This is a genomic window from Pararhizobium capsulatum DSM 1112 (genome assembly GCF_030814475.1).
GTDB lineage: Bacteria > Pseudomonadota > Alphaproteobacteria > Rhizobiales > Rhizobiaceae > Pararhizobium > Pararhizobium capsulatum.
In genome coordinates, this window is record NZ_JAUSVF010000001.1 from 2,185,021 (window position 1) to 2,198,511 (window position 13,491).

Annotated in this window: 24 protein-coding genes and 1 pseudogene; 16 read left to right on the plus strand and 9 right to left on the minus strand. The window is 57.8% G+C overall.

Features of this window, described 5'->3' with window-relative positions:
* Positions 1-2: 2 nt before the first annotated feature.
* Together QO002_RS10610 and QO002_RS10615 are read right to left on the minus strand one after the other, a co-directional pair.
* On the minus strand, positions 3-374 hold the full coding sequence (locus QO002_RS10610; RefSeq protein WP_307229371.1) for a hypothetical protein: 372 nt from the start codon (positions 372-374) through the stop codon (positions 3-5).
* 287 nt (positions 375-661) lie between these two features.
* Complete coding sequence (locus tag QO002_RS10615; protein ID WP_370878478.1) at positions 662-1,471, minus strand: S24 family peptidase; 810 nt, start codon at positions 1,469-1,471, stop codon at positions 662-664.
* A 38-nt stretch (positions 1,472-1,509) separates the two neighbouring features.
* Here QO002_RS10615 and QO002_RS10620 point away from each other — a divergent pair, with 38 nt between their 5' ends.
* Positions 1,510-1,761 carry a carph-isopro domain-containing protein gene (locus tag QO002_RS10620; protein WP_307229373.1) on the plus strand — a complete coding sequence of 84 codons (252 nt, stop codon included), beginning with the start codon at positions 1,510-1,512 and terminating at the stop codon, positions 1,759-1,761.
* Positions 1,762-2,041: 280 nt separating this feature from the next.
* On the opposite strand, the gene QO002_RS10625 is transcribed toward QO002_RS10620, so the two are convergent.
* Positions 2,042-2,302, minus strand: a complete 261-nt coding sequence (locus tag QO002_RS10625) for a hypothetical protein (RefSeq protein ID WP_307229375.1) — start codon at positions 2,300-2,302, stop codon at positions 2,042-2,044.
* A gap of 131 nt (positions 2,303-2,433) precedes the next feature.
* Here QO002_RS10625 and QO002_RS10630 point away from each other — a divergent pair, with 131 nt between their 5' ends.
* The 8 genes from QO002_RS10630 (at position 2,434) to QO002_RS10665 (ending at position 5,911) form a co-directional block, all read left to right on the plus strand.
* Positions 2,434-2,658, plus strand: coding sequence for a hypothetical protein (locus QO002_RS10630; RefSeq protein WP_307229377.1), 225 nt, complete (start codon positions 2,434-2,436; stop codon positions 2,656-2,658).
* A 103-nt stretch (positions 2,659-2,761) separates the two neighbouring features.
* Complete coding sequence (locus QO002_RS10635) at positions 2,762-2,986, plus strand: hypothetical protein (RefSeq protein ID WP_307229379.1); 225 nt, start codon at positions 2,762-2,764, stop codon at positions 2,984-2,986.
* Positions 2,986-3,285 carry a hypothetical protein gene (locus tag QO002_RS10640; protein WP_307229380.1) on the plus strand — a complete coding sequence of 100 codons (300 nt, stop codon included), beginning with the start codon at positions 2,986-2,988 and terminating at the stop codon, positions 3,283-3,285. The genes QO002_RS10635 and QO002_RS10640 overlap by 1 nt, the downstream gene beginning before the upstream one ends.
* A 119-nt stretch (positions 3,286-3,404) precedes the next feature.
* Positions 3,405-3,755 carry a hypothetical protein gene (locus QO002_RS10645; RefSeq protein WP_307229382.1) on the plus strand — a complete coding sequence of 117 codons (351 nt, stop codon included), beginning with the start codon at positions 3,405-3,407 and terminating at the stop codon, positions 3,753-3,755.
* Entirely contained in the window at positions 3,752-4,300 is a 549-nt protein-coding gene (locus tag QO002_RS10650) for a hypothetical protein (RefSeq protein WP_307229384.1), read from the plus strand. Before QO002_RS10645 ends, QO002_RS10650 begins: the two co-directional genes overlap by 4 nt.
* 5 nt (positions 4,301-4,305) lie before the next feature.
* Positions 4,306-4,854, plus strand: coding sequence for a hypothetical protein (locus QO002_RS10655; protein WP_307229386.1), 549 nt, complete (start codon positions 4,306-4,308; stop codon positions 4,852-4,854).
* Positions 4,855-4,934: 80 nt separating this feature from the next.
* Positions 4,935-5,288, plus strand: coding sequence for a helix-turn-helix domain-containing protein (locus QO002_RS10660; RefSeq protein ID WP_307229388.1), 354 nt, complete (start codon positions 4,935-4,937; stop codon positions 5,286-5,288).
* Positions 5,285-5,911 (plus strand): hypothetical protein, encoded by a 627-nt coding sequence (locus QO002_RS10665; protein WP_307229390.1) that lies wholly within the window; start codon positions 5,285-5,287, stop codon positions 5,909-5,911. Before QO002_RS10660 ends, QO002_RS10665 begins: the two co-directional genes overlap by 4 nt.
* A 20-nt stretch (positions 5,912-5,931) precedes the next feature.
* Here QO002_RS10665 and QO002_RS10670 read toward each other — a convergent pair whose 3' ends face one another.
* The gene (locus tag QO002_RS10670; protein WP_307229392.1) at positions 5,932-6,180 is read right to left on the minus strand and encodes a DUF982 domain-containing protein; all 249 of its coding nucleotides are present in this window, start codon (positions 6,178-6,180) and stop codon (positions 5,932-5,934) included.
* A gap of 89 nt (positions 6,181-6,269) precedes the next feature.
* Between QO002_RS10670 and QO002_RS10675 the strand changes: the two genes are divergently transcribed.
* Positions 6,270-6,848 carry an MT-A70 family methyltransferase gene (locus QO002_RS10675; RefSeq protein WP_307229395.1) on the plus strand — a complete coding sequence of 193 codons (579 nt, stop codon included), beginning with the start codon at positions 6,270-6,272 and terminating at the stop codon, positions 6,846-6,848.
* Positions 6,845-8,314 carry a DnaB-like helicase C-terminal domain-containing protein gene (locus tag QO002_RS10680; RefSeq protein ID WP_307229397.1) on the plus strand — a complete coding sequence of 490 codons (1,470 nt, stop codon included), beginning with the start codon at positions 6,845-6,847 and terminating at the stop codon, positions 8,312-8,314. Before QO002_RS10675 ends, QO002_RS10680 begins: the two co-directional genes overlap by 4 nt.
* 2 nt (positions 8,315-8,316) lie before the next feature.
* Here the strand turns inward: QO002_RS10680 and QO002_RS10685 are convergent, their stop codons facing one another.
* Positions 8,317-8,586 (minus strand): DUF982 domain-containing protein, encoded by a 270-nt coding sequence (locus QO002_RS10685; RefSeq protein WP_307229399.1) that lies wholly within the window; start codon positions 8,584-8,586, stop codon positions 8,317-8,319.
* 71 nt (positions 8,587-8,657) lie between these two features.
* Here QO002_RS10685 and QO002_RS10690 point away from each other — a divergent pair.
* From QO002_RS10690 to QO002_RS10705, 4 genes and pseudogenes are all read left to right on the plus strand, one after another.
* Positions 8,658-9,304 (plus strand): annotated as a pseudogene (locus QO002_RS10690) (hypothetical protein).
* A complete protein-coding gene (locus tag QO002_RS10695) occupies positions 9,301-9,588 on the plus strand; it encodes a hypothetical protein (RefSeq protein ID WP_307229401.1) in 288 nt (95 codons plus the stop codon). The pseudogene QO002_RS10690 and the gene QO002_RS10695 overlap by 4 nt, the downstream one beginning before the upstream one ends.
* Positions 9,585-10,028 carry a hypothetical protein gene (locus QO002_RS10700; RefSeq protein ID WP_307229404.1) on the plus strand — a complete coding sequence of 148 codons (444 nt, stop codon included), beginning with the start codon at positions 9,585-9,587 and terminating at the stop codon, positions 10,026-10,028. The genes QO002_RS10695 and QO002_RS10700 overlap by 4 nt, the downstream gene beginning before the upstream one ends.
* Positions 10,025-10,666, plus strand: coding sequence for a hypothetical protein (locus QO002_RS10705; protein WP_307229406.1), 642 nt, complete (start codon positions 10,025-10,027; stop codon positions 10,664-10,666). Before QO002_RS10700 ends, QO002_RS10705 begins: the two co-directional genes overlap by 4 nt.
* A 986-nt stretch (positions 10,667-11,652) precedes the next feature.
* Here QO002_RS10705 and QO002_RS10710 read toward each other — a convergent pair.
* The 3 genes from QO002_RS10710 to QO002_RS10720 form a co-directional block, all read right to left on the minus strand.
* The gene (locus QO002_RS10710; RefSeq protein WP_307229408.1) at positions 11,653-11,829 is read right to left on the minus strand and encodes a hypothetical protein; all 177 of its coding nucleotides are present in this window, start codon (positions 11,827-11,829) and stop codon (positions 11,653-11,655) included.
* An 86-nt stretch (positions 11,830-11,915) separates the two neighbouring features.
* Entirely contained in the window at positions 11,916-12,110 is a 195-nt protein-coding gene (locus tag QO002_RS10715) for a hypothetical protein (RefSeq protein WP_307229410.1), read from the minus strand.
* A gap of 42 nt (positions 12,111-12,152) precedes the next feature.
* On the minus strand, positions 12,153-12,356 hold the full coding sequence (locus QO002_RS10720) for a hypothetical protein (protein ID WP_307229412.1): 204 nt from the start codon (positions 12,354-12,356) through the stop codon (positions 12,153-12,155).
* Between the two features lie 324 nt (positions 12,357-12,680).
* Here QO002_RS10720 and QO002_RS10725 point away from each other — a divergent pair, with 324 nt between their 5' ends.
* On the plus strand, positions 12,681-12,908 hold the full coding sequence (locus QO002_RS10725; RefSeq protein ID WP_307229415.1) for a hypothetical protein: 228 nt from the start codon (positions 12,681-12,683) through the stop codon (positions 12,906-12,908).
* A 45-nt stretch (positions 12,909-12,953) separates the two neighbouring features.
* Here the strand turns inward: QO002_RS10725 and QO002_RS10730 are convergent, their stop codons facing one another.
* Positions 12,954-13,481, minus strand: coding sequence for a hypothetical protein (locus tag QO002_RS10730; protein WP_307229417.1), 528 nt, complete (start codon positions 13,479-13,481; stop codon positions 12,954-12,956).
* Between the last annotated feature and the right edge of the window lie 10 nt (positions 13,482-13,491).

Below are 13,491 nucleotides of genomic sequence, written 5' to 3' on the forward strand. Positions count from 1 at the left end.
GGTTATAGGCAGGCTTGAACGCCGGCGCGAATGGATTCCGTTATGCTCGGCAGCATTGACTGGCCCTTGTAGATCGAGAGCGTCGAGCCCGATCCGTTACCCTTCACGTTGATCGTGTAAGTGTAGTAGCCGTTGATCATCCCATCTGTCGGAACCACGTCATATTCCTTGCCTGGCGCAATGGTCTGGGCAACGAACCGCTGCGGCGAAACCGCCTTGTAGTGTTGGGCGAGGGAAGGGACCAGGCATGTAACGGCGGCGTCTGCCGACTTCGACGACTTGAAGTTTTCCATGGGGGCATTGCTGCGGACGGTAGCGTCTGACTGGCAGCCGGCTACGATCAAAATAGGGATCAATGGAATCAGGCGCTTCATTGCATGGCTCCGGGTCGGTAGCAAAAACGATTCGACTCTCGCGCTGACTCCTGCTTTTCTTCAGTGAACGAAATGAGAACAAACGGAGCGGTAGTCGTATGGAAAGGGATGAGGCAAGTCAGTTTCGCGTAGCACCTTGTGCCGACGAAATTCAGGATGGGGTGAAGGTGTCCAAAGGAAAGCAGGCGCCCATCATCGAGGTGCAGAGAGAGCGCTGGGTGCTCGACGGCAACGTTGAGATTTCCCGATCCTTCGAAGTGACCACAGCCCGCCATCCGCGCTCCTGACTACTTTCGCGCGATGTGGCCGCAAATGCGGCCAATGATCGTCAGCTTGTCGAGCTCGACGGTGAAGGTTTGCAGATTGGGATTGTCAGATATGATGAGCACTTGGGCGGGATCGCTGAACGGGACACGCTGGAGGCGCTTAATCTGTGGTTCGCCTTCGCCATCGCTGATCACGTAGACTGTGTCGGTGACCAGTTTGTTTTGCGAAAGATCAACAATCACCCGATCGCCTGGCATGTAAGTCGGCGTCATCGAGTCACCGATGATTTCGGTAATGATAGTGACCGAGGCTTGCACCTTCGCTTCGTTGCGCAGGTACTCTCCAGGGATTAGCCATTCCGACACAACCCGATGCCCTGAAATATTCCCGGCCCCGGTTGGCAGGTTAATCACATCGCCCACGATGCCAAGACCAGCGCCGACTTTCAAATCCAGTTCAGGAACCGCCCCAGCAATTGTGGGGGACCACCTATCGCGGCTATATGCTGCGCCTTCGACGTTCTCTTGCTCCGGCTCGTCCGGGTCGTAAGACGACACCAAAGATGCCCCCGGTCGCCCGTTTTTCATCGGGCCTTCACCGGTCAACAAATACGCTGCTGTCGTTCCAAATTTTCTCGCATAGGCCTGCGCAATTTCCGGGCCGAACTCGTTCTGGCCGTTCTCGTGCGCCCTGTACGAAGATGCGCTCACGCCGAGCGCATCCGCGGCTTTTGAAGCGGATTTGAAGTTGGCTGCCTCGCGGGCAAGCCTGAGTCTTTCACCCATTGTTTGCATGGGCGAGACATTTGCAGAATGCGCAACACAAATCATGTTGACATATCGACACGATGTATGTCACAAATATCGACATGAACACTGTTAGCGACATATTCGATGTTTTCGGCGGGAACGCGGCGGTAGCGCGGATTCTCGGGGTTGGCGCCTCGACGGCTTCCGAAATGAAGCGTCGGGAAAGCATTCCGGTCGAATACTGGCCGGCTCTCGTCGACGAGGCCAAGAAGATCGACCGGGAAGACGTCTCGCTCGAACGTATCGCAATTGTAATGGCAGAGGCTGGCGCTCGGCGCCGGTCAGCGAAGAGTTCTGAGGTGGCGGCATGAGCAACCAAACCAAGTCCCTTTTGATCTCCTTCGGGTGCGCGTTCGCTATCCTCTTCATCACGGGTCTTATCGCTGGTGCCCACCGGGTATTCGATGTGGGCCCGGAAATCTTTTCGCTGGCGATGCAACTCTTCGTCCTCCTTTTTTCGATCTACGCGGCGACCCGGAACCGCACTTCTCCAACTCAAAAAAAGCGCACAGCGGTCCGGGCCTCGATGTCGATATCAGCGACAAACGGGAAGGATTTTCAGACGGACGTCAGGAGGTACGCCCTATGAGCTCACTGCTTTGTGCGCGTGATCTCTTGGACCGCCCGCTTGATTTCCTGCAGAGTTTCATCAGCCCCGCGTGCAACCTCGGTGAGGAAGTCCGAGAGATCTTCCGGGTCTTCCTTCTTCGGCTGAAGGCCGGCGGACAGCGTTTCAAGATGGTCGAGAAATTCGGTCCCATTGGGATGGCTGGCGAGAAGCTGTGCGGCAATCGACTGCAGCACCAGTATGCCGCCCATGGCCCTTCCGGGCCTGTCTGGGAAGATTTCCATCCAGTTCGCTCCTTGGTTGGCGTGGTTGAGTCTGTTTGCAACTCAACTCTTCCACGCCATGCCAAGGGGCGTCCAGTGGGGAGGGCTAAAACGTGATCTGGAACCCCGATCTCTCCCAAGCGAGACAAGACGTGCCTGTATGGCTGGCTACCAAGTGCGGCAAGGTCATCAAGTCGGCATGGATCGACGGCAAGGGCTTGCCCGGTAGATGGGCGGGTCTGGCGACCAAGGAGCTGCCGATCGCGTGGCAGCCCTATGTCGTGCCAGCACACCCGTCTGCCACGGTCCAGCCCATGGGCATCAAAACATTCGATCATGATTTTATGGCCGCTTGCGACGGGGAGGGCAGCGTATGACACCGATCCTCCCATCCAATTCACCTGATGCAATGGCTCAACGGGCGATCGAGCACCGTACCGGCCACGACCGAAAGCAGATCGCAAGACCGGGGAGGGCGTCATGATCCTCGACATCAACTGGTCCTACGTCCTCGTGTTCGGTGCTGTGTTCGTTGTCGGGCTTTTCGTCATCGCCAGCATTTGCATGATGGTAGCCGCCTTCATCGCCCGTGCGCTTACTCGCCGCTCTCAGGGTAGAGAGGCAGAGAACCGCCCGGCTGACATTCTCATTTCGAAGTTTCAAGACGTCCGCAAAGACGTCGAGCGGGCGGCGGGGTTGCAGTGATGACCCTCGCATCTCGCGTCCATTCTTCGCTGATCAAAACCGTTCAGTCTCAAACAGACACCAAAGCGGAGCAGATCATTGAGCTTCTCTGCGCGGTCTATCCGCGCTCATTCACTGCAAGAAAACTCATGGGGCTGTGCGGCTTTGCTTTGGACCGCGATCCGCTCACCCCGTTTGTCGAGTTCATCAACCTCATCAATCGGATCAATCACGACCTTCGTCCGCTCGGCTGGCAGGCCAGACGGACAGGCGGGACGCCCGATGATCATTACAGGCTTTCGCCGTATGCGGGCGCCTAACTCCTTTCGTGGCCGTCCCTCTGCTGGGTTCAAACCTAGCAGATGCGGAAGGGACGGCATTCACGATGTCAAAGAATCACATTCACGAAGTCATTTCAAAGCAACAGGGAAACAAGGTCATGAGTACGGCCATAGCCAGTGAGTACGTGAGGAAAATGGTTGAACGCGAGACCGCCGGAAACGGTGACGTCGAGAACGCAGTTCGCCGCCTAGCACGCAAGCACGGTCTCTCGTTCTGGCAAATCATGCACCTGCGGGCGGGCAGGGCAAAGTCCATCACCGTGGACGCTTTCACGACAATTCGCCGGGCATATCTGGACTACTGCGAGGCCGAGATCCGGGCCTTACAGCATGAAATCAAACAGGATCGGGATCGGTACGAAGACAATGACGATCTTCAAAATCTGGAAAACGAAGCTCAAGCGCTGGCTGAAAAAGTTCGGCTGGCAAGAGAAAGGCTCAGGGCATGACAGACCTTCGAAACACCACCCTGAATGAGGACGAGCGCGCCGCGTTGTACGGCGTCCTGTGCCGCGAGGAACGGGATCAGCGAGCGGTGATCGCCGGCGCTGAAGCCAAGCTCAAGGACAACTACAAGCGCGGCAAGGAGTGGGGTTTCGCCAAGGAGGAAATCACCTTCCACGAAAAAGCTCGCAAGGCTGGTGACGGCTCGTCGATCGTGCAGAAGCACGGCATTCACAAGAAAATCCTGATCAAGCTCGGGCTCGTTCCCGATGACCGCGGCGGAGATCTTCTGACCGACCGGGCCGACTGGCTTCAGATGTACGACGCCAAGGGCGAGGCTGATGGCCTCGTCGGTGAAGGCGGTCCCGGCCATTCCAAGCATCCCGCCAACAGCGATGAAGACAAGGCGTATCTGGCCGGTTGGAAGCGCGGGCAGATGAAATACGCCGAGAACTGGAAAGCGGCGATGGAGAAGGCCCAGGCAGCCCGCTCCAAAGAAGAACCAGCCGCCGATCCCGGCTCCGATCCATTCCAAGACGCTGCGGAGTAACGCCGATGGGATTCGAGCGTGCAAAAATCACCGTCAGTTCTGCAACGACCGGCACTGGCATCAAGGTCACGCTTCGTAAGGCCAAGACCGGCCCTGCATCGATGATCTTCTCCATCAAGGGCGACATCGCCATAAAGCTCGGATGGGCGGAAGGCGACAAACTGGAAGTGCTGATCGGCACGGATGGCGACCACGGCCTTCTCCGGTTCCGCAAGAACAACTCGGCCGGCGATGCCGTCGTGAAGTTCAAACGCGCCATGAAGGCGATCACCTACGCGACGATCAATCTCGGGCATCAGGCTCGGTTCGTCGATCGATCCGAAGCTGGCCGCTGGTGCCAGCACGAGGAAGTCGAGGACGGATATCTCGAAATCGTCTTGCCCCGCTGGGCGGATGAGACTGCCCCGAAGAAGCCCCTCGCTCAAATCCCGATGGCTACCAAGCCCACGCAGCCGCCGGAAAAGCCCGTCGCAAGTCGTGCTGTCACCAGCGATCTCATGGGCGATCCTCCTCCTGGCCGCCGCCAGATGCTCGACAAGATCGGGCAAATCTAACCTCCAGCGTCGGCCGTTTCTCCCAAGCCGGCCGGCCAACTCTCCTGCGCAAATGCGGGTTCTTACTCAGCGAGGTTTCCGTGAACGTCATCCCTCAGGTTCAAACTTACACATGCCCTTGCTGCCACGGATATATCGGTGAGGCAGCGCCAATCGACGCCGTGCTTGAGCGTGTCGCTCGCGGGCAGCAGAAAACCATCCTCGAGCTTTTATCCAGGCGCGTCGGCAAGACGGTCGCCAAGGACACAGTTCTGTCGCTTCTGTTCGACGATCGAGCAGACGGCGGGCCGGACAACGCTGGGCATGTTCTGGCGGTCCAGATCTTTCATCTGCGGAAGTTCGTCGGTGCCTACGGCTGGTCGATCGTGACCACCGGCGGCGGGCGTGGGGCTTCCACATTCTATCGGCTGATACCAACGGAGGCAGGCGCATGAAGGTCATCGCGTTCGACCCGAGCAAATCCACCGGATGGGCCTTTTGGGATACCGCCAAGGATCATTCCTCGATCCGTTGCGGCGTCTTCCAGATGCCCGACAAGGCCGACCACTATTACACCTCCGACCAGATCGGCTTGAAGGTGACGAACTTCATCAAGGAACTGGTAGCGGACAAGAATGCGGGCAGACCGGATTTCGCGGTGCTCGAGGAGCAGTCCCTTGCCAAAATCGGCAACACCAGCGCCGACGCCATGATTTATCCATGGGTCGCTACATCGGCGATTGTCGCCACTCTGGCAAACTTCGGCATCCCCTACGGCACGCTTCCTGCCGCTTCTTGGCGCAAGGCCTTCTACGGCGAGGGCTTCAAGCCTCCGCTCGACAACAAGGGCAAGAAGGACTGGAAAAAGGCCAGCGTGACCGAGTGCGAGCGTGTGGGCATCGTCCTGCCTCCACAGAAGACAATCAGCCACAACGCGGCTGAGGCCTGCGCTTTGGCGATCTGCTGCCATGTCAATGCGATGAAGCTCCATGCCCGCCGGTACGAGCCGGCGCTCCTGGCGCTCCGTATGGCACGAAACAGCCGACCGACCGGCGATCTATTCGGGAGTGCGGCATGACCCTAACCCAGACGGTATCTTCAAACTCGTTTCAGTATCCCGGCCTCAAGGGCGGCAGCCTCAAAGGCAGCACGAGCTTCGGCGTTCGGCAAAGTTCCATTTGCTGCTTCCAAACACAGCTTTTTTGCCAGGACGAAACTCACGCCCTTTTTATTCGGCCATTTCGTTTTCAGGCAGGCAACCGCTTCTCGAGCACTCTTGATGACAACAAAATGATCGCTGCACTCAATAGTAAGTTCAACGTTCGTATCCCAGATGCTGGCGGCCATGACGCACTCCCATTTGCATTCTGCCCTTCAACGGATGTCGAGTTACTCGGTTCCCGTCGCCTGAAAGTAAGTAGCCTGGGGGCGATCGTATGAGGCTCTTCCAGGACCAATGGCCTTTCGGCGATCTGCAGCCGCACAGCTTTGATTTCATCATGGCTGACCCGCCGTGGCGTTTCGCCGTTCGGTCGGAGAAGGGCGAGGGGAAGTCTGCCCAAGCGCACTACAAAACGATGCCGCTTGATGAGATCAATGCAATGCCAGTCCTCGACCTGGCCGCGCCGAACTGCACCCTATGGCTCTGGTGCACCGCGCCGATGCTGCCGCAGCAACTGACGACCGTCACCGCATGGGGGTTCATCTACTGCACCGAGGGTGTCTGGGTGAAGATGACGAAGCACGGAAAGGTGTCGTTCGGGACCGGATACGGGCTGCGGGGTTCCCATGAGCCATTCATCATCGCCAAGCGCGGCGAGCCAACGCTGACCAGATCCACCCGCTCCGTCATTCACGGCAAGGTTCGCGATCACTCCCAGAAACCCGAGGAAGCCTACCACGAGGCCGAGCGGCTGATGCCGCGTGCCAACCGCCTCGATCTCTTCAGTCGAACCGACCGCACAGGTTGGACAGCTTGGGGCGACGAGGCCGGTAAGTTTGGAGAAGCCGCATGAACATTCAAACCGACCAACAAACATTCAGAGATCGCATCAGCGACCAAGACGCCTTCGAAGCAGCTGAAATCTTCTTTGCCTGCATGTTTTCGGATAACTCGATCCTTGCCGACTGTGGCCTGGAGCCAGAGGATTTCGTCGAGGGCATCCATAGCACGGCGTTCAAAGCCGCCGTGGAGCTTTACCGAGGAGGCCAGAACGTCAACTCAGTCTCGTTGAAGCCATCGCTGCCGAAAGTCCTGAAGTTCAAGGCTGAAGACAGGAAGGACGTCGAAATCAGCCCGGCCGGCTATCTCTCCCAGCTCATGATACTCGGCGCCAATGCAGGGACGCGCAGCCGCCTCGAAGGATCGATCGAGACCATCAAGGGCGTGGCTCTGGCCCGTATGCTTAGCCACGAAGCCGAGTTCGGGCTTGAGATGTCCAAAGAGGGGCATTCGCTGATGACGCTGGTCGACGAGATCGAGCAGCTGGAAAATCGCCTCAAGGAGCGCCGTGAGCGCCTGTCAGCGCTGAAATCCAGCGCGTCGGCTGGATCATCCTATCTCGCCAGCTTCAACGCTGCTTCCAAGCGCGACGGCGTTGTCGGGGTGCCGATCGCGCTTGCTGAGATTGCAAAGGTGTTGTCCGAGCCGGTGTTCGAAGCCGGAAACCTCTATGGCCTGCTGTCATCCTCAGGAGAGGGAAAGAGCAGCCTCACGATGCAGCTCATCTATCACGCGATCAAACAGGGCCATCCGGTCCTCTTCCTCTCCTACGACCAGTCGGCGTCGCAGTGCATCCGGCAGATGATCGCCCAGGTTCACGGCATCGATATCCGCCAACAGCGCGACCCGGCTCGCATGATGAGCCAGAGCGAGCAGGACACATGCGTCAACTTCGCCATGTGGATCGACAGGCAACCGCTCGAAATCATCCGTTGCCAGCGGGAAGGGGTAACGCAGCTTGTCGCCTACGCTCGACGCTTCATCAAGCGCTTCGCCAACGGTCGCACGCCAATGGTCGTCCTCGACCACATTGGCAAGGTGAAGCCGAAAGACCCCAAACTATCGGCAGATCGGATCTCCGGAGACGTCACTGTCGAGTTGAAGGCGTTGGCTGATGAAACGGCAGCTGCTGTTCTCGTCCTCAATCAGCGGAACGGATTCGGCGACAAGCGCGACAACCCGCGCCCGATAGCCGCTGACCTCTACGGCGGGGCTGGCGCACGCGCTGACTATGACGCGGTCATGTACCTCTACAGGGCCGAGAAATACAAAGCCGAGCGGGAAAAGATCGCGGCATCCGACGCCGACTGGAAAAAGATCAACAAGGTTTTCGGGTCCGAGATCGCCGGCGTTGCCGAGATAGGCAGCATCAAGGTCCGCTTCGGTGATCCTACAATCACCGACACGCTCAAATTCGAGGCTCGTTACACTCGGTATGTGTCCGAGCGACCAGCCGAAGTGCAGGGGAGGCTGATGTGATGCTAAACGCAGTACAGCCCAGCCTCAAGGCAAGCCTCGATAAAGTCATCCCGCATCGTCTCGGCCGGCACTCGACGGCCCATGGCCGCCATGCAAAGTTTTCGCGCTCGCTCGTAGTGTTCGCCGCGTTCATCTTTCGGCCAGTCCATCGCGAGGACATTCATCGCCTCTTGCGGGCCGCAGACGTCAAGTTTCCGTCCTTTTGGGGTGCGCACCGGCACGGGGACGGACCAGCGAATGTCGCTGCAGTTCATCTCGGTTTCGATCAGCATTTTTGGGTTCCTCCCAGAACCGCGAGAATAACTGCGAACGCTAATATTTGTTCCGGTGGGAGGGCGTTCTGATGCGATCAACGAAAGTCCTCATTGCATGTGAATTCTCCGGCACTGTCCGGAATGCTTCCTTGCCCGCGGCCACGATGCTTGGTCGTGCGACCTCTTGCCGGCGGAAGATGGTAGCAACCGCCATATCACGGGCGATGCACGCGACATCCTAAACGATGGTTGGGATTTGCTCATGGTCGCTCACCCGCCATGCACCCGGCTTTGCAACAGCGGAGTACGCTGGTTGTCCAAGGCGCCTCCCGGCCGCATAGAGGCGGATATGTGGGCGGAACTGGACGAGGGCGCCGCGGTGTTCGGGGCTTTCTGGAATGCTCCGGTTGAACGCATCGCGATCGAGAACCCGGTCATGCACAAGCACGCGAAGGAGCGGATACCGAACTATCAGGAGTTCACCCAGAGTGTTCAGCCTTGGCAATTCGGTCACCCGGAAGTGAAGCGCACGTGCTTGTGGCTGAAGAACCTGCCGGCGCTCGTCCCCACCAACATCGTTGAAGGACGGCAGGCACGTGTTCACCGGATGCCCCCCGGTCCCGACAGGTGGAAAGAGCGATCCCGGTTTTTCACCGGCATCGCAGAGGCAATGGCAAATCAATGGCCGGAATATGCAGCCCGCGGCCCTGACCAGATGGATTGGATTGCAGCATGAACGAGTACAGCGGTTACACCAGACCAGTCCCCGGCGGGTTTTGGGCCATGCTTCGGTTCGCCAAGGACGGCCAACCCAAACCCCTCATGGGTGGCGGTGCAAGGCCTGTCGTCTTCCCGACCGAACTTGAAGCCACAAAGGCGGTGCTGAAGGCGACGTTTGCATATTTCAACGGGGACTATAAGAGAGCCGGAGACCGCTGCCAGGTGCCCAAGATCGCGGCGGATAAGCTGTTTCGGAAAGGTCGCATGATCGAGGTCGAGCGGAAGGCGAGGGCTGTATGATCGACCCGCGCGTCCCGGCAATCTGTGAGGAATACTCGATCGAGATCATCGACGGCCGAGCCTATCCGGATATCCGACAGACTCGCGCAGTAGCCACCATGGACCGCATCCTTCGGAACCGCGGCGAGGATCATTTCCGAATGGTGATGTCCACCCTTGCCGAAACAGCCAACAATCAAGGGCAGCTCGACGAGTACCTTTTCTGGGCCGTCAGCGACCTGGTGGAGGCTTGCAAGGGCATCATCGAAGACGAGCCAATCAAGTGGCTGGAAGTCTTCGACGCCACGCCGGTAGGGCAGCTACAATACATTGCTCGAGACCTTTCCGGCATCACTCATCAGCGCCATGCGCTCGCCGGCATGCTATACGAGCGGGTAGTCAAAGCATTCGGCCCCAGCGCCACACAGCCAGACCTTTTCGACGAACGGAGATCGGCATGACCAGAGAAGAGATCATCGAGCTTTTCATCCGCGGTGCCGAGACAGATAGGCGGTTACCCGACACGGCCCGGCCAGCACGCTTGAAGTCGCAGAGCCTGCCATTCATCCATAGCCAGGCCGATCAGAACGGATGGGGCGGAGAGCGATACGAGGAAGAGCGCGCGTCCTTCTGGGATCAGCGATCAACCCGCCTCAAGGCCGAGGACATTTCAGCATGGGAGCGTTGCAATCAACTGGTGATCTTCGTCGTTGACGAGAGTGAGCGTCGGTGCCTTTGGCATTGGTCAATGGGCAGGGCAGGCGGCCGACCGTTCAAACACTGGTGCTTGGACGAAGGCATCCATGTCGAAACCGGAAGACGCCGCAAAGACCGGGCAATTTCGCATATTGCGTTAGCACTGGCTCGGAACTCATTGCAAAATAACGAAACTGGTCTGCTTGACCTGTTGCGTGTTGGCCCCGAAATCGAGCATATTCACGTCAACATCGCAGACGTCGCCCACGAATTGACATGGCGAGATGACGGAGCTTTCAGCCCGGTCGCCGTTCCCGAGCTTCGGGACTTCACCTGGGCCGATAAGCGAAATGAGATGCGCCGCCAGCGAGAGTCCGAAAGACGGAAGCGGCAGGCGGCATAGGGCAGGTTGCTCACGCGTTTGTGAGCGCCTCACCTGATTGAATTGCGCGTATTCGTTTGTTAGCCTGTCCTTGTATTCAACGGGGCTTTCAACGACCAAACCATAATAAAAGCATATGAAGCCGCCCTGGAAAGTCAAAGGGCGGCTTCTGCTTTTTGGGTGCTTTTCGGGGATCGAATTCAATGGGCGATCACCCGGCGGAGATGATCGCCCATCAAGAAGCAAGGATGAACCTGCTTCGCTGTCCTCTTGCCCGCGGGTGCACCTTTTGGACGCGAGGTGAACGCTAGCGTTTGGGGTTTGGGTTGCTAGCACTGTAATCCATATCTTACGGTTGAAACGGCAAACAGTCAGGTATTTGGCGACTCAGGATGGGGATGCCATCCCCAAATGGATTAGAGGCGTTGCGACGTTGTTTGTCGGTGCGTAATCCGTTCAGTCACTCGCGAGGCACCCCTCTAGGCGGAGTGGCTCAGTTCAGGACTTGAGCATGCAACTGAAGGCGCCCACCAATTTTTCAATTCATCGACGTAGAGCAGCCCGTCGCCGGGCAAGCGCGATTAGCCGATAACCGCCGTCTATGCGGTAGGATGGCCGCCTTCAATGCCGTTACGGAGCTGGTGTCGTCGTGGATGGCTGCGTCGTTGTCGGTTCAGTTGTTGACGGCGTCGTAGTTGTCGGGGCGGTAGTCGAAGGCTGCGAAGTCGTCGGCTCGGTCGTCGTCGCCGGCGGCGTAGTTGTTTCTGTCGTAGTGTCCTTGCTCCCTGGCGTCAGGTACACAAACGCAAGGACAATAACCACGATGGCAACTGCAAGGCCAATAAGGGTATTTCGGTTCATGGTGGCTCCTCCTAAGTGTAACTTGGAGAAATGGGGCGCCGTGCGGAATTTTCAATCCACACGTCGGCGTAGGGCGTGCTTCGGGAAGAAGCCACAAGGGCGCCGGCGGGTCTTGTGGCCTTCTCGCCAGGTTAAGGTCCGGTTCTCTACCTCTCGGCATCCCTGACACGTTGGCGATAAAGTTCGCGGATATCTTCGCCGACACCTACAGCAATGTCCTGCCCTGTTCTGGACATGAATGGCTCTGCCCAGACCATATAGGGGTCCTGGTTTTCTTTCTCGAACAGCGCTTTAGCCAGTTTCTCAACTTCCGCGTATTCCATCCAAACCTCCAACGTTATTGCGGCAAGTGTAGAATATTCATATCGCGAAATGACAGCCGGCCACCGGCAGGTAGGAATAGTTTTGCTCAGTGTCGCCAGAATATCCCGCGAGCGCGCCAGACATCCATGCATTTGTCCTCGATCTCCTCAGGAGACCGGTGTGGAAACATCGAACTAAGTGTTTTCGACACTAGCTTCAGATCCATGGGTTTGTCCCGGTGCTGATCTGCCCGGCTAGCGACGGCATTGATTTCGGCCATCAGCAATTCGTCTTCGTCCATTGTCCTCTCCCAAGGACGACCCATGCCAGTCCTAATCGCTGGCTAGTCGCCGGTGCTACCCAGGCCCGACAAACCGTCAAGATGGCTGGCCGCCAGCCCAAGCGATCGAACCGCTTCTATAGTCAGTGCCAGCCCGGACATTATCAACGCAAGGTCGTGGTTTTGATCGGGATGGGCCAATGCTAGTGCCCGCGTATGCAGTTCCTCGCCAATGGAGCCGAGGCGAGCGATAAGATCTTCGTCCATTCTTTCCTCCTAAGCTAGGATATAGTGTCCGGACGATGCTGCCCATTGCTGAGTGGAGTGGGACGCATCGGAGATCATAGCTCCCTTTGCACTCGCGCTTTCGGTGCCTGCCTTGTAAAAGCCGTTGTAGATGAGAAGCAGTGCCAGCAGACAGAACGCGCCGCACAGTAGGAAAATCATATTTCTTGGGGTCATTGGGTATCCTCCAGCGAGTGAACCCTTAGAAGTCTCTAATGTTCCTCCCCGGGCCGACAAACCCGGCTTAACCCCGTCAGCCTCACGGCCGGCGGGGTTTCTTTCTCACCCCAGCCGAAAGGAAACAGCATGCGCTACTACCGACACCTGCACGGGTTCTACAGTGTCGCCGTTGTCCTGAGCATTCTGCTCATCGACTTCTTCCGTCCCGCCTTCGTCTATGCGGCCAGCCACACCTGGCAGTTCATGCGCACCGCCGGCGTCGTCGCCTACCGCAAGATCGCCGATCTCCGGCCGGTCTACCTTGAGAGCTTCGACACCCACGGCCTATCACTCGATCCCGGGCGAATGCGGTAACACTCCCGCAGTCCTGAAATGGAGAGCCGGGCTAAGGTTCGGTTCTTATTGTATCCAGTGAGGCTTCTTCGCTTCAGCTTCGAGAGCAGGCAAAATTGCTTGCACCGCATCTACTAGCGCCTGAATATTGAACTCCTGCCCCCAAAACCCGACGTTTGTCGTCGTTGGGTCAAATTCCCTGAACAGATCGGTGGGGTCGGGGATTGCCACCGCCCCTTTGGGGGCCACAACCCGATCTACATGGACATGTTGCTTCGAGTTTACCCACCATCGGTCAATTCGCTCGTCCATATGCTCGAAGTTGTTGCGCATAGTTACTTCCCGCAATGCGGAGTCGTCAGCCACGTTGACGCTAGCCCGTAATGCTTCTCGCTCTTTCGCGCGCTTCCCTAGTTGCCCCCAAAGCATCTTGGAAATGTTGGCGCCGGCGTTCAGTAAATTCTGGATGGAGAAAAACACTTCGTCGAGATCGTTTGCCGCGAGACCGGTGTTAATGCGCTCAGCCGCTTTGATTAGGTACTTGCATTGGTCAAGGACTTGTCGCTGCATCACACGCATATGGAAAAGTTCCATCTACCCCCTC

Bases quoted from the DNA above. Each gene is read 5' to 3' on its own strand.
- QO002_RS10645 (WP_307229382.1), top strand. From the start codon at position 3,405: ATGAGTACGGCCATAGCCAGTGAGTACGTGAGGAAAATGGTTGAACGC.
- QO002_RS10730 (WP_307229417.1), bottom strand. From the start codon at position 13,481: ATGGAACTTTTCCATATGCGTGTGATGCAGCGACAAGTCCTTGACCAA.
- QO002_RS10650 (WP_307229384.1), top strand. From the start codon at position 3,752: ATGACAGACCTTCGAAACACCACCCTGAATGAGGACGAGCGCGCCGCG.
- QO002_RS10680 (WP_307229397.1), top strand. From the start codon at position 6,845: ATGAACATTCAAACCGACCAACAAACATTCAGAGATCGCATCAGCGAC.
- QO002_RS10685 (WP_307229399.1), bottom strand. From the start codon at position 8,586: ATGCTGATCGAAACCGAGATGAACTGCAGCGACATTCGCTGGTCCGTC.
- QO002_RS10655 (WP_307229386.1), top strand. From the start codon at position 4,306: ATGGGATTCGAGCGTGCAAAAATCACCGTCAGTTCTGCAACGACCGGC.
- QO002_RS10705 (WP_307229406.1), top strand. From the start codon at position 10,025: ATGACCAGAGAAGAGATCATCGAGCTTTTCATCCGCGGTGCCGAGACA.
- QO002_RS10700 (WP_307229404.1), top strand. From the start codon at position 9,585: ATGATCGACCCGCGCGTCCCGGCAATCTGTGAGGAATACTCGATCGAG.
- QO002_RS10625 (WP_307229375.1), bottom strand. From the start codon at position 2,302: ATGGAAATCTTCCCAGACAGGCCCGGAAGGGCCATGGGCGGCATACTG.
- QO002_RS10620 (WP_307229373.1), top strand. From the start codon at position 1,510: ATGAACACTGTTAGCGACATATTCGATGTTTTCGGCGGGAACGCGGCG.
- QO002_RS10610 (WP_307229371.1), bottom strand. From the start codon at position 374: ATGAAGCGCCTGATTCCATTGATCCCTATTTTGATCGTAGCCGGCTGC.
- QO002_RS10670 (WP_307229392.1), bottom strand. From the start codon at position 6,180: ATGGCCGCCAGCATCTGGGATACGAACGTTGAACTTACTATTGAGTGC.
- QO002_RS10640 (WP_307229380.1), top strand. From the start codon at position 2,986: ATGACCCTCGCATCTCGCGTCCATTCTTCGCTGATCAAAACCGTTCAG.
- QO002_RS10675 (WP_307229395.1), top strand. From the start codon at position 6,270: ATGAGGCTCTTCCAGGACCAATGGCCTTTCGGCGATCTGCAGCCGCAC.
- QO002_RS10615 (WP_370878478.1), bottom strand. From the start codon at position 1,471: ATGATTTGTGTTGCGCATTCTGCAAATGTCTCGCCCATGCAAACAATG.
- QO002_RS10665 (WP_307229390.1), top strand. From the start codon at position 5,285: ATGAAGGTCATCGCGTTCGACCCGAGCAAATCCACCGGATGGGCCTTT.
- QO002_RS10725 (WP_307229415.1), top strand. From the start codon at position 12,681: ATGCGCTACTACCGACACCTGCACGGGTTCTACAGTGTCGCCGTTGTC.
- QO002_RS10710 (WP_307229408.1), bottom strand. From the start codon at position 11,829: ATGGAATACGCGGAAGTTGAGAAACTGGCTAAAGCGCTGTTCGAGAAA.
- QO002_RS10635 (WP_307229379.1), top strand. From the start codon at position 2,762: ATGATCCTCGACATCAACTGGTCCTACGTCCTCGTGTTCGGTGCTGTG.
- QO002_RS10720 (WP_307229412.1), bottom strand. From the start codon at position 12,356: ATGGACGAAGATCTTATCGCTCGCCTCGGCTCCATTGGCGAGGAACTG.
- QO002_RS10695 (WP_307229401.1), top strand. From the start codon at position 9,301: ATGAACGAGTACAGCGGTTACACCAGACCAGTCCCCGGCGGGTTTTGG.
- QO002_RS10715 (WP_307229410.1), bottom strand. From the start codon at position 12,110: ATGGACGAAGACGAATTGCTGATGGCCGAAATCAATGCCGTCGCTAGC.